The organism is Micromonospora sp. NPDC007230, from assembly GCF_042869115.1.
Taxonomy (GTDB): Bacteria; Actinomycetota; Actinomycetes; order Mycobacteriales; family Micromonosporaceae; genus Micromonospora.
This window is the reverse complement of the sequence record NZ_JBIAFE010000010.1, coordinates 235,926-248,770: the sequence shown is the minus strand read 5'-3', so window position 1 is coordinate 248,770 and position 12,845 is coordinate 235,926. Positions and strand designations below refer to the sequence as shown.

Here is a 12,845-nt window from a genome sequence, read left to right as displayed (position 1 = left end):
GCTCAGGCCTGGCCGGCGGATGCCGGCCCCGGGCGCCGATCATGCCGTACGCCGTGACCGTCATACACCTCGCACCCGCCCGGGAGAAGTTCCTCGCCGGTGTGTCCGTCGACCGGATCGCCGCACCGCGCGCTGGGGCGGGACGGCTGCTGGTGGCAAACTGAGGCAAACGAAAGCCAACCCCGGGAGTCACCGTGGAGCCCAGGTTCCTGCTGCTGTCCGACGTGGCCGCTGAACTCAACGTCTCGGACTCGCAGGTCTACCACATGGTGCGCAGCGGCGAGCTGCCCGCCATCAAGATCGGCGGCCGCGGGCAGTGGCGGGTGGAACGCGCCCGGCTGGAGGAGTACATCCAGCACAAGTACGCCGAGACCGCCGAGTGGGTACGCGGCAACCCGCTCGTCGAACGCGACCCGGAGTGACCGCGCGACCCCGTAGCGGCATTGACGGGCGGCGCTGCCCTGTTCGACAATGAAACCCTGTCGGAGGCAAACGGAAGCAAACGCAAGGAGCAGGGGTTGAGGATGGTCGACACCCGCCGCCCGTTGGCACCGCGTCCCCCGGTCCGGCTCCGACCCGCCCCACCGATCGACCCGCCCTGCACCGACGAGGGCTTGCCCTGGGCCGACGTCGACCAACTCACCCTCGACCTGTTCGACCCGCGCCGCCGGGATCCCGACCGGCCCGACGGGCGCGCCCCCGACGTCCGACCGGTGCCCACCGGCCCGGGCCGCCGCACCGGCGGGGCACCCGCCGCCGCGCTGGCCACCGCCACCCCCGAAGCCACCCGGGCGGCGCACCGGTTCGTCCGCACCTTCCTGGAGATCGTCAACGGCTACCGGCCACCCGGTCAGCTCCGGCCGCTCTGCCTGCCCGACGCCACGACCCGGGTGGCCACCGAGCTGACCCGGGCGGCCCGACGCGTGGGCCCGATACGCCGCCGCGCCACCCGGCCGGCCCTCCAGCTCCGCCGGCTGCGGGTCTGCGAGCCGCGGGCCGGGGCCGCCGAGGCCGCCGCCGTGCTCGCCGGAGCCGGCGGCGCCAGCTGGGCGATCGCCCTACGCGTCGAACACCGACGCGGCACCTGGCTCTGCACCACCCTCGAGGTGCTCTGACCCGCCGAGGGCTGCGTGATCCACACGGGGCGGCGTCCGCCCGACAGGCGCGATCGGCTCGGGATGCCGCACCTCGCACCCTCCACCAGCCCGGACACCGCCACCCGCCGCAAGGCGAGTCGATCAACCCGGCCCGGCCCCCGGACGTGCGCGACCGACTCGGGATGCCGCACATCGCGCGGTCCACCAGCGCGGATAGCACGACCTGCCGCAAGGCGAGTCGATCAACCGAGTGGCTGGGCCACGGACGGGAACGGGCCCCGGCCGTGTTCGGCCGGGGCCCGTCGTCGCTGGTGCGGGCGGGCTCAGTTGCCGCCGTTGGGGGCGCCGTGGCACCGCTTGTACTTGCGGCCGGAGCCGCACGGGCAGGGCGCGTTGCGGGAGGGACCTTCACCGGCATCCACCTGGCCGGGGGCGGCCCGACGGGCGGTGCTGGCGGCGACCGCCTGCCCGTTCATCCCCGCGGCCGCCGGGCGCCGCGGCTTGCCCGAGGCGGACGGGGCGGCGGGCCGGGCGGTGCTGTCCGGGTTACCGATGCCCAGGGCCGGCGCCTGCTCGTCAGCCCGCTCGATGGCCGGCGCGCCGCGGCCGGCCTCGCCGTCGATGGCGGGCGCGGAGTATTGCAGGCCCTGCTGCTGCGGCGCGCGGTTGAGGCCCTTGGCGCGGATCTCGACCGGCTTCTCCAGCAGCTGCACCTCCTCGGCCTCCGGCTCGGGCTCCTCGACCTGCACCTCCAGGTTGTAGAGGAAGCCGACCGTCTCCTCCTTGATGCCGTCCATCATGGTGGCGAACATGTCGAAGCCCTCGCGCTGGTACTCGATGACCGGGTCGCGCTGGGCGTACGCCCGCAGGCTGATGCCCTCCTGCAGGTAGTCCATCTCGTAGAGGTGCTCGCGCCACTTGCGGTCGATCACCTGGAGCAGGACCATCCGCTCGAGCTGGCGTACCGCGTCCTCGCCGAGCTGCTCCTCGCGCCGGTCGTACGCGCCGTGCGCGTCCTCCTTGAGGCGGGCGAGCAGGAAGTCCTGGTCGAGGCCGGCCCGGGAGCCCACCTCCTCCTCCAGCTCGTCGATGGTGACGCCCACCGGATAGAGCTGCTTGAGGCTGGCCCAGAGCTGGTCGAGATCCCAGTCCTCGGCGTAGCCCTCGCTGGTGGCGCCCGTGACGTACGCGTTGATCACGTCGTCGATCATGTTGCGGACCTGGTCGGAGAGGTCCTCGCCGTTGAGCACCCGCAGTCGCTCGGCGTAGACCACCTGGCGCTGCTTGTTCATCACCTCGTCGTACTTGAGGACGTTCTTCCGGATCTCGGCGTTCTGGCCCTCGATCTGGGCCTGCGCGCTCTTGATCTGGCGGGTGACCATCTTCGACTCGATGGGCACGTCCTCAGGGATGTTGAAGCGCTCCATCACCGCCTCGACGGCACCGGCCCGGAAGCGCTTCATCAGCTCGTCCTGCAGCGAGAGGTAGAAGCGGGACTCACCCGGGTCACCCTGCCGGCCGGCCCGACCGCGCAGCTGGTTGTCGATCCGGCGGGACTCGTGCCGCTCGGTGCCCAGCACGTAGAGGCCGCCGGCGGCAGCCACCTCCTCGGCCTCGGCGTCGCAGGCCTGCTTCCACTCGGGCAGGACCTCCTCCATCGCCTTGGCGTACTCCTCCGGCTGCTCGACCGGGTCGAGGCCGCGCTGGCGCAACTCGTTCGCGGCGAGGAACTCGGCGTTGCCGCCGAGCAGGATGTCCGTACCGCGGCCGGCCATGTTGGTGGCCACGGTGACCGCGCCCTTGCGCCCGGCCTGGGCGACGATCTCCGCCTCCTTGGCGTGGAACTTGGCGTTCAGCACGGAGTGCGGGATGCCCCGGCGGCGCAGCAGCTGGGAGATGATCTCGGAATTCTCCACCGAGACCGTGCCGACGAGCACCGGCTGGCCCTGCTCGTGCCGCTCGGCGATGTCCTCGACCACGGCGTTGAACTTGGCCTTCTCGGTCTTGTAGATGACGTCCGGCCGGTCCTGCCGGACCATCGGCCGGTGCGTCGGGATGGTCACGACGCCGACCTTGTAGACCTTGTTGAACTCACCCGCCTCGGTCTGGGCGGTACCGGTCATGCCGGACAGCTTCTCGTAGAGGCGGAAGTAGTTCTGGAGGGTGATGGTGGCCAGGGTCTGGTTCTCCTGCTTGATCTCCACCCCCTCCTTGGCCTCGATCGCCTGGTGCATGCCCTCGTTGTAGCGACGGCCGTGCAGGATGCGGCCGGTGAACTCGTCGACGATCAGGACCTCGCCCTCGCTGACGATGTAGTCCTTGTCGCGCTTGTAGAGCTCCTTGGCCTTGATCGCGTTGTTGAGGTAGCCGACCAGCGGAGTGTTGACCGACTCGTAGAGGTTGTCGATGCCGAGCCGGTCCTCGACCTTGGCCACGCCGCGCTCGGTGATGGCGATGGTGCGCTTGGCGTAATCGACCTCGTAGTCGCCCTCGCCGTCGGTGCCCGGCTGCAGGCGGGCCACCACGGTGGCGAACTCCTGGTACCAGCGGGCGGAGTGCTCGGCCGGACCGGAGATGATCAGCGGGGTCCGGGCCTCGTCGATGAGGATCGAGTCGACCTCGTCGACCACCGAGAAGAAGTGGCCGCGCTGCACCAGCTCATCCCTCGACCAGGCCATGTTGTCGCGCAGGTAGTCGAAGCCGAACTCGTTGTTGGTGCCGTAGGTGATGTCGCACTCGTAGGCGGCCCGGTGCTCGCTGGCCGGCCGGTTGGGCAGCACCACGCCGACGGTGAGGCCGAGGAACTCGTGCACCCGGCCCATCCAGGCGGCGTCGCGCTGGGCCAGGTAGTCGTTCACCGTGACCACGTGCACGCCCTTGCCGGCCAGCGCGTTCAGGTAGACCGGCATGACCGAGGTCAGGGTCTTGCCCTCACCGGTCTTCATCTCGGCGATGTTGCCGAAGTGCAGCGCCGCGCCGCCCATCACCTGGACGTCGTAGGGCCGCTGGCCGAGCACCCGGGCGGCCGCCTCGCGGCACACCGCGAACGCCTCGGGCAGCAGGTCGTCGAGGGTCTCCCCGTCGTCGAGCCGCTCCTTGAACTGGTCGGTCATCGCGCGCAGCTCGTCGTCGGTGAGGTTGACGTAGTCGTCCTCGATCGAGTTGACGGCGGCCGCGATCGCCTTGAGTCGACGCACCATGCGGCCCTCGCCCGCGCGAAGGACCTTTTCCAGAATCGACACGGATCAACGCTCCCCTAGACAGTCTCGAACCATCGTAGGCGCTCCATCGCGGCGATGGTCACTGGTGGCGACGGTCCAGGGCCGCGAACCGGACATACCGCCTGGCTGGCGCGCTGACCCGGCGCAAATCGGGTTACGCCGAACGCGAACGATCCGGCACGATGGCCCGGTGGAGCCTGTGGAGATCGTCGAGGACGGCCTGCTGCTGCGACCCTGGCGGGCGGAGGACGCCGACGCGGTGTACCGCGCCTGCCAGGATCCGGACATCCAGCGCTGGACCACCGTACCTCGCCCGTACCGGCCCGAACACGCGCTCGATTTCGTCGCCGGGCGCAGCGCGGCGGCCTGGGCCGACGGCAGCGGTGCCGAGTTCGCGGTGTGCGACGCCGCCACCGGCGAGTTGCTCGCCTCCTGCGGCCTGGTCTCGATCGACCGGGGCCTGGGCAGCGCCGAGGTCGGCTACTGGACCGCACCGTGGGCGCGGGGCCGGGGCGTCGCGGTCCGGGCCACCCGCGCGGTCGCCCGCTGGGCCTTCGACGTAGGCGAGCTGCGCCGGCTGATCTGGCAGGCCGAGATCGGCAACCACGCCTCCCGACTGGTGGCGCTGCGGGCCGGCTTCCGGATCGAGGGCGAGCTGCGGCTCGCCCAGCCGGCGGTGGACGGGCGCCCGGAGGGCTGGCTCGGCTCGCTGCTCCCCGGCGAGGTGCCCGCACCGGGCGAGCCCGGCCCGGCCGGCCCGGACACCCTCGCCGCCCTGCGGGCCGCCGTCTTCGGCCGCCCGCAGCCCGTCCTGTTCGCCACGGCGGGCGCCACCGAACTGCGGCTACGCCCGATGGAGGAACGCGACCTCGACACGGTCGTGACGACCTGCCAGGACGCGGAGACCGTCCGCTGGACCAGCGTCCCGCACCCCTACCAGCGAGAGCACGCCGACGGCTACCTGCGCGACGTCGCCCGAGCGGCGTGGGCCCGCGGCACCGGGGCCAACTACGCCGTCGCCGACGCCGAGGACCGATACGCCGGCTCGATCGACCTGCGGATCTCCCCCGCCGACCCGCTCGTCGCCGACGTCGGCTTCATGACCGCCCCGCACGCCCGCGGCCGGGGATACCTGCCCGCCGCGCTGGCCGCACTCTGCGCCTGGGGATTCACCACGCTCGGCCTGGCCCGGATCGAGTGGCGGGCCAACGTGGGCAACACCGCCTCCCGCCGGGTCGCCGAGAAGGCGGGCTTCGCCTTCGAGGGCACCGCCCGCAGCGGCATCCAGCAGCGCGGCGAGCGGCCGGATGTCTGGGTGGCCGCGCTGCTCCCGCAGGACCTGGCGTGACGCCGGAGACGATCGAGGCGAACGGGGTACGGCTGCGTCCGTCCCGCCTCGACGACGTGGCGGACACCGTGGCCGGCTGCGCCGATCCGGTCACCCAGCGGGGCATCTCCGGGCTCCCAGACCCGTACACGGAGGAGAGCGCCCGGTGGTGGATCACCGAGGGCGCCCCCGCGGCCTGGGCCAGCGGCGGCGCCGCGTACGCCATCGCCGACCCCGCCACCGACCGGCTGCTCGGCAGCATCGGCCTGAGCCAACCGGTGCCGACCCGGGGCCAGTGGGAGATCGGCTACTGGGTCGCGCCCTGGGCCCGCGGGCGCGGCGTCGCCACGGCCGCCACCCGGGCGCTGGCCGAGTCGGCCTTCGCCGCCGGCTGCGCGCGCCTGGAACTGCTCACCAACGAGGAGAACACCGCCAGCCAGCGGGTCGCGCTGGCCGCCGGATTCCGCCACGAGGGGGTACGCCGGGCGGCGAACCCGAGCCGAGGGGGAGGCCGGCACGACCTGCTCGCCTGGGTACGCCTGGCCGACGACCCGCCCGGTCCGGCCGCCCGGCTCCTGCCCGACCTGCCCGACGGTCGGCTCACCGACGGCCTGGTGACCCTGCGCCGGCTCGGCCCGGACGACACCGACGTGATGTTCCGGCTGCACACGCGGCCGGAGGTGGTGGCCAACCAGGCACCGCCGGTGCCGCCGACCCGGGCCGCGATCGAACGGCGCTGCCGGCTGGCGGAGAGCGCCTGGCTCACCGGCAGCCTGGCCCGGCTGCTGATCCTCGACGCGGCCACCGGCGAACCGGCCGGCAGCTGCGGGCTGTCCTACAGCGACCGGGCGGCTGGCGAGGCGAGCGTCGGCTACGCGCTGCTGCCCGCCTGGCGTGGGCGTGGCTACGCCACCCGGGCGGTACGCCTGCTGGCCGGCTGGGCGTTCGGCGTCCCCGGGATCGCCCGGCTCACCGCAGGGACCCTGCCGGAGAACACCGCGTCGCACCGGGTGCTGGAGAAGGTGGGCTTCCGCCGGGAGGGGCTGTTGCGCGGCCGGCTGCCCGGACTGGACGGCGGCCGGATCGACGACCTGATCTTCGGCATGCTCGCGTCGGACCTCTCGACGCACTGAGCGGCACGGCCGACGCCGGGACGGGAGGAGCCGCGATGGCTGCCCACCGCGGCTCCTCGGCCGGTGTCACAGGGGGTGGTCAGGGTCCGGTGTCGAGGGAGATGATCCCGTAGTCGTAGGCGTGCCGACGGTAGACGACGCTGGGGCGCCCGGACTCCTTGTCCTGGAACAGGTAGAAGTCGTGGCCGACCAGTTCCATCTGGAACAGGGCGTCGTCGACGGTCATCGGTTCGGCGGGATGCACCTTCTCCCGCGCGATGTGCCACGGCTGGTTGTCGGACTCCCCGTAGCCGTCCTCGTCGGGCCGTTCGGCGACCGCGGTGGCGGTCCCGGTACCGTTCAGCGCCGCCAGCCCCGGCCCGTTGAGGTCGGCGACCGGCAGGTCAGCGGTGGCGGCGGCGACGGAGAGCGGCGCGTGCCGCCCCCGGTGCACCCGGCGCCGGTCGGCCGCCCGGCGGAACCGGGTGTCCAACTTGGCGATGGCCGCGTCCAGCGCGCTGTAGAAGTCATTCGTGCAGGCCTCGGCCCGGATCACCGGGCCCCGCGTGACGCAGGTGATCTCCACCCGCTGGCAGTGATCGGCCTGGCGCGGATTGCGCTCGTGGAACAACTCGACGTCCACGCGAATGAGCTTGTGGTCGTAGCGTTCGATCTTCGCGAGCTTTTCGGCTACGTGTACCCGGTAATGGTCCGGCACTTCGACGTTACGGCCCTTGACCACGATGTCCACGTGACCTCCCTTGTTCGGACGGTCGTTCGGTCCGGTTTTCCCGGTCAACGCGCCCTGGGAGGGTCCCCGCTCGGCGTCGACCGGTCGCGTACGGCTACGCCTCCTTTCACCGCCGGGGGCGGATGGGAAGACCTCCTACCCCCGACACGAAAACGCTAACCCGTGTTCGCGTGGCAGTCACCCCTCGTTGTCAAAAGCTGCCTGGGAATTCTCACAGCTCATACACCAAGGGGTGAAAAGGAAACACGAAGCGTCACCCGAGGCGTCGCTTTTGCGTTGCGGCGAGCACCGCGGCCGCCTTTGGCGTCATTCCCGCCCTGTGCAAGATCCGGCTCACCGCCGCCAACGTGGACCCGGTGGTGACGATGTCGTCGAGCAGCACCACCGGACCGTCGACCCGGACCGCGTCGGCCCGGCGCAGCCGGAACGCCGCCTCGGCCGCGGCGGCCCGTCCGGCGCTGTCCAGGGCGACCGAGTCCGGCCGGGGCAGCGCCCGCACCGGCCGGAGCACGCGTACCGGCCAGCCGGCGGCGCGCAGCCGGGCCGCCGCGTAACGGGTCAACCGGTCCAGGTGGTCGCCGTAGCGGGCCCGGGCCGCCCGCGCGGTGTCCGGCACCGGCACCAGGGTCACCGGCCCGGCGGTGCCCACCGCCGCGGCCACCACCTCGGCGAGCAGCGCACCCAGCGGCCGGGCCAGCCCGTGCCGGCCCCGCTCCTTGTACGCCAACAACCCCTCCCGCAGCGCGCCCGCGTACGGACCCAGCGCGACACACGGGGGCAGGTCGGGCGGGGCCGGGGCGGGGCGGGTCGACGCCGGGCGCAGCGCCGTCAACTCGCCGACGCAGCGGGGGCAGAAGCCCTGCCGCAGGCCGGGGATCCGCTCGCCGCAACCGGCGCACCCGGCCGGCAGCACCAGGTCGGTCAGGTCCGCCCAGAGCCCGCCCAGGTCCCGCACCGGCACCTCTCAGTAGAGGAAGAAGGGGGCGGTCGGATCCGACGCCTTGGCGTTGGCCGCCACGTCCCGCACCTGCTCCCGCTCGATCTTTTCGAACGGGTTGTTCCGGTAGGCCAGGGTGGCCTGGTACATGAAGGACAGGGCCGGCAGCGGACCGACCGAGCCGCCCGGGAAGGCGGCGAGGTGGGACACCGGCGCGCCGGTGTCCCGCTTGAGCGCGTACTCCACGGCCCCGTCGACCGTGGTCTGGTAGATCGCCGGCTGGCGCCCGTCGCTGCCGGCGAAGACCAGCTGGTTCTCCGCGTACCAGTCGACGGCGGTGATGTTGGTGAGCCGGGTGACCAGTTGGCGGGGCTGACCCACGCTGACCAGGCCGCCATCGACGCTCACCGGCACGACATAGAGCGCGCCATTGATGATCAGTGCGATCCGGTGACCGTCGAGCGACGCGGCCACCGCCGTGACCGGGCCGGGAACGAGGATTTCGCTCATCCCGGCCCCGCCGTCGAACCGGTAGAGCTTGCCGTCGGCCACCACCAGGCCGAACGGGTGGTCCGCGTCGAGGGAGCGCAGCCAGATCGGGCGGCCGATCGACCGGAACGGCTTCGCGCTGCTGTGGAACTCGGTCACCGGGGCAGGGCCGGCACCGACCATGAGCAGCTGCTTCCGGTCCGGCCGGGTCACCACCAGCGCCGCCAGCACCTTGTCATCGGCGCGGCTGAGTCCCGCCGACACCACGTTCCGGTTGGCGGCGGGCGCCACCGGCGCCGAGCCGACGGGCTCGTTGCCGATGGCGAGCGGACGGATCGCCGCATCGTAGACACAGAACCGCTCCGGAGCCCGCAGGGGCGGGTAGACGGGGTTCGCCGCCCGCTCCTGCCTCAGGTCGACCGTGTGCCGCTTCTGGTTCTGGATCTTCAGGTCGAGCTGGCCGGTCAAGTTCGGCAGCGACCAGGCGAGCTGGATGGCCAGGCGGGACAGCCGGTCGTCGTTCGCGGCCGGCATGGTCAGGTTGACCTCCCAGCGCCCGTCGGACCCGGTGGCGTTGTTGAGCGGGAAGGTGCCGGGGGGAACCTTGTTCACCCCCGGGGCGAGCCATTCGGACGGGCCGCTGGTCAGCCACTTCACGACCTCGGTGAGCCGCCGCTCGGCCGGAAACGTCGAGGGCAGGTACCGCCAGTCGGGCACCAACCGGCTCTGGTCGGTGTTCCAGAAGTAGATGGTGTGCGTGCTGTAGTAGCGCCCCAGGGCCGTGTCGCTGAGCAGTAGTACGTCCGGCAGCTCGGTGATCCACAGCCCCTGGTCGGCCGGCTCCGCGGGGCCCAGCTTGAACACGTACTGGGTCTCCCCGGCCACCGGGGCCGCGAGCGTGCCGTCGGCCCGCAGCACGCCGACCTGCTGCACCCGGACCGTGACCTGTTTGACGTCCTCGGCCAGCAGCGTGGTCTCCAGGGGCTGCAGGGGCCGGACCACCGTCAGCTCGATATCGCTGCTCGGCTGCTTCTTCTTCAGCTGGCTCCGCGCCTCGGGCGCGATGAACTTCTTGACCCGGTCGTACGCCCCGTCCCGCTCCCCTGCGGCGGCGGCGAGGTAGTCGTTGATGTATTCCCTGGCGTCGGTGGTCGTGCTGCGGGTGGGCGGTTGGCTGCCGCTGCCGTTGACCGAGCCGGCTCCGGCCGCCGGGCCCCGGCCGTCGACCAGGACCTCGGTCCGGTCCGGTATGCCGCAGCTGACCAGCCCGGCGGGCAGCAACATGCCGGCCAGCAGCACGGTCAGCAGCCGCCGCCTCACGAGGTCACCTGGGCCCGGTCGCCGCTCTCGGCCGGCCCGATCGCCAGCGCCCCGTCGCTGCCTGGGCCGATGGCCAGCAGGCCGCCGTCGCGGGGGCCGCCGAACGGCAGCGGGGCGTCGGCCGGCACCAGCCGCAGCGGCGACGTGGTCAGCCGGTCGCCGGCGCGAGCGGGCAGCGTCAGCCGGAACTGGGCACCCTTACCGGGCGCGCCCCACGCCTCCAGCCACCCGCCGTGCAGCCGGGCGTCCTCCAGGCTGATGGACAGGCCGAGGCCGGTGCCGCCGGTCTGCCGGGCCCGGGACGGGTCGGCCCGCCAGAAGCGGTTGAAGACCAGCTTCTCCTCACCCGGCTTCAGCCCCACGCCGTGGTCCCGCACCGTGATCGCCACCGCGCTCTGGTCCACGCCGAGCGTGATCAGGACCGGCTTGGCCTCGCCGTGCTCGACCGCGTTGCCGACCAGGTTGCGCAGCACCCGTTCGACCCGGCGCGGGTCCACCTCGGCGATCACCGGCGGGTCCGGCAGGTCCAGCTCGATGGTCACCCCGACCCGCTCGGCCAGCCCGGCCAGCCGCTCGGTCACCCGGTGCACCACCGGCACCAGGTCGGTCGGCTCGGCGTCCAGCATGGCGAAGCCGGCGTCGAAGCGGCTGATCTCCAGCAGGTCGGTGAGCAGCTCCTCGAACCGGTCCAGCTCGGCCTGCAGCAGCTCGGCGCTGCGGGCCACCGCCGGGTCGAACCCGTCCCGCTCGGCGAAGATCAGGTCGGCGGCCATCCGGACCGTGGTCAGCGGCGTACGCAGCTCGTGCGAGACGTCCGAGGTGAAGCGGCGCTGCAACCGGGACATCTCCTCCAGCCGGAGGATCTGCCGCTGGAGGTTCGTCGCCATCTGGTTGAACGAGGCGGCGAGCAGGGCCAGGTCGTCCTCGCCGTTGACCACCATGCGCTGGTCGAGCAGGCCGGCGGAGAGCCGCTGGGCGGTCCGCGCGGCCACCCGTACCGGGGTCACCACGAGCCGGGTGACCAGGGCGGCGAGCAGGCCGAGCAGGAGCACCAGCGCCACGCCTGTGGCGACCACGGTGGCCCGGGCGTCTCGGGCCGCGGCGTCCTGCCGGTCCAGCGGTACGACGTAGTAGAGCTCCACCTGCCCGAAGTTGGTCGGCACCGGCGAGCCGTACACGAGGTATTTGGTGCGCCGACCGCCGAGCGTCCCGGTGTCGATCTGGTGGGCGACGTTGCCGGCGGCGACGGAGGCCCGCAACTGCGGGCTGATCAGGGGCCCGACGTCGGTAGCCGGGGACGTCCGGGCGATGATGCCCGTCCCGGTGATGGCCACCACCACGCCGTTGGTCTGCGTCGGGTCACCCCCGGCAAGGTAGTTGACCGTGCCGTCCAGGGTGTCCTGGAACTGGGCCTCCTGCGGCTGGTTGAAGGTCCGGAACTGCTTGCCCGCGTAGTCGCTGCCGTGTTGCAGTCGCAGCCGGACGTCGGTCTCTGCGCTCTCCAGCAGAATACTGGTGATCTTGTCGGCGATCAGGTAGGCGAACCCGCCGACCAGCAGGCTGGAGGCGACCAGGGTGATGGTCACCACGCGCAGCTGCAACGACCGCCGCCAGGTCTGGTGGGCGCTGGCGGCCAGCCGGCCCGCCCGGGCGGCGAGGACACGCCAGAGCGCCCGCGCGGCGTGGAGCCGGCGGGACGCGACGGTCGGCGAGTCGGGGGGCAGGGCGGTCACCACAGTGATGACCAGGCTATCCGGTACCCGCCTTGTAGCCCACGCCCCGCACTGTGAGGATGATTTCCGGCCGCTCCGGATCCGGCTCGATCTTGGCCCGCAGCCGCTGGACGTGCACGTTGACCAGGCGGGTGTCGGCGGCGTGCCGGTAGCCCCAGACCTGCTCCAGCAGCACCTCGCGGGTGAAGACCTGACGCGGTTTGCGGGCGAGCGCGACCAGCAGGTCGAACTCCAGCGGCGTCAGCTTCACCTCCTCGCCGTCCCGGGTGACCGTGTGCGCCGGCACGTCGATGGTGATCTGGTTGCCGGGCGGGCCGATGGTGAGCAGTTCGGGTGCGACGTCCTCGCCCCGGCGCAGCCGGGCCCGCATCCGGGCCACCAGCTCCTTGGGCTTGAACGGCTTGACCACGTAGTCGTCGGCCCCGGACTCCAGCCCGAGCACCACGTCCACGGTGTCGCTCTTGGCGGTCAGCATGACGATCGGCACGCCCGACTCGGCCCGGATCGCCCGGGCCACGTCGATACCGCTCATACCGGGCAGCATGAGGTCGAGCAGGACGATATCGGGTCGGCTGTCGCGGAATGCGGCCAATGCCCGTTCCCCGTCCGCGACGAAGGAGGGCACGAAACCCTCGCTGCGCAGGACGATGCCGAGCATCTCGGCGAGCGCGGGGTCGTCGTCGACCACCAGTACCCGGGCTCTCATGGGGTTTATCGTTCCATCCCCGTTCGGTTAGGAGGGTTCGGCGTTATCACGGCACGGTACTGCCGGGAACGGCCCGACACCACCGCTGACCGCGCGGATGCCCAGCGTGGCGCGCGCGGTGGACGGGTCCACCGGAATCGGACCTGCCATGC

Annotated in this window: 10 protein-coding genes; 4 read left to right on the top strand and 6 right to left on the bottom strand. The window is 72.3% G+C overall.

The window, feature by feature from the left end:
* Positions 1–194 precede the first annotated feature (194 nt).
* Both ACFYML_RS17025 and ACFYML_RS17020 read left to right on the top strand, forming a co-directional pair.
* Complete coding sequence (locus ACFYML_RS17025) at positions 195–422, top strand: helix-turn-helix domain-containing protein (protein WP_357436609.1); 228 nt, start codon at positions 195–197, stop codon at positions 420–422.
* 102 nt (positions 423–524) lie between these two features.
* A complete protein-coding gene (locus ACFYML_RS17020; protein WP_387421529.1) occupies positions 525–1,115 on the top strand; it encodes an Rv3235 family protein in 591 nt (196 codons plus the stop codon).
* A gap of 305 nt (positions 1,116–1,420) precedes the next feature.
* Here the strand turns inward: ACFYML_RS17020 and secA are convergent, their stop codons facing one another.
* A complete protein-coding gene (secA, locus tag ACFYML_RS17015) occupies positions 1,421–4,339 on the bottom strand; it encodes a preprotein translocase subunit SecA (RefSeq protein WP_387421503.1) in 2,919 nt (972 codons plus the stop codon).
* A 169-nt stretch (positions 4,340–4,508) separates the two neighbouring features.
* On the opposite strand from secA, the gene ACFYML_RS17010 reads away from it, so the two are divergent.
* Together ACFYML_RS17010 and ACFYML_RS17005 are read left to right on the top strand one after the other, a co-directional pair.
* Positions 4,509–5,666 (top strand): GNAT family N-acetyltransferase, encoded by a 1,158-nt coding sequence (locus ACFYML_RS17010; RefSeq protein ID WP_387421502.1) that lies wholly within the window; start codon positions 4,509–4,511, stop codon positions 5,664–5,666.
* Positions 5,663–6,778, top strand: coding sequence for a GNAT family N-acetyltransferase (locus ACFYML_RS17005; RefSeq protein ID WP_387421501.1), 1,116 nt, complete (start codon positions 5,663–5,665; stop codon positions 6,776–6,778). Before ACFYML_RS17010 ends, ACFYML_RS17005 begins: the two co-directional genes overlap by 4 nt.
* Before the next feature lie 79 nt (positions 6,779–6,857).
* On the opposite strand, the gene hpf is transcribed toward ACFYML_RS17005, so the two are convergent.
* The 5 genes from hpf to mtrA all read right to left on the bottom strand — a co-directional run bounded on the left by hpf (position 6,858) and on the right by mtrA (position 12,693).
* Positions 6,858–7,508 (bottom strand): ribosome hibernation-promoting factor, HPF/YfiA family, encoded by a 651-nt coding sequence (hpf, locus tag ACFYML_RS17000; protein WP_387421500.1) that lies wholly within the window; start codon positions 7,506–7,508, stop codon positions 6,858–6,860.
* 253 nt (positions 7,509–7,761) lie between these two features.
* Complete coding sequence (locus tag ACFYML_RS16995; protein WP_387421499.1) at positions 7,762–8,463, bottom strand: ComF family protein; 702 nt, start codon at positions 8,461–8,463, stop codon at positions 7,762–7,764.
* 9 nt (positions 8,464–8,472) lie between these two features.
* A complete protein-coding gene (locus ACFYML_RS16990) occupies positions 8,473–10,254 on the bottom strand; it encodes an LpqB family beta-propeller domain-containing protein (protein ID WP_387421498.1) in 1,782 nt (593 codons plus the stop codon).
* Positions 10,251–11,990: an MtrAB system histidine kinase MtrB gene (mtrB, locus tag ACFYML_RS16985; RefSeq protein ID WP_387421497.1), complete on the bottom strand. Its 1,740-nt coding sequence runs from the start codon at positions 11,988–11,990 to the stop codon at positions 10,251–10,253. Before mtrB ends, ACFYML_RS16990 begins: the two co-directional genes overlap by 4 nt.
* Positions 11,991–12,003: 13 nt before the next feature.
* Positions 12,004–12,693 (bottom strand): MtrAB system response regulator MtrA, encoded by a 690-nt coding sequence (gene mtrA / locus ACFYML_RS16980; protein ID WP_073832804.1) that lies wholly within the window; start codon positions 12,691–12,693, stop codon positions 12,004–12,006.
* Between the last annotated feature and the right edge of the window lie 152 nt (positions 12,694–12,845).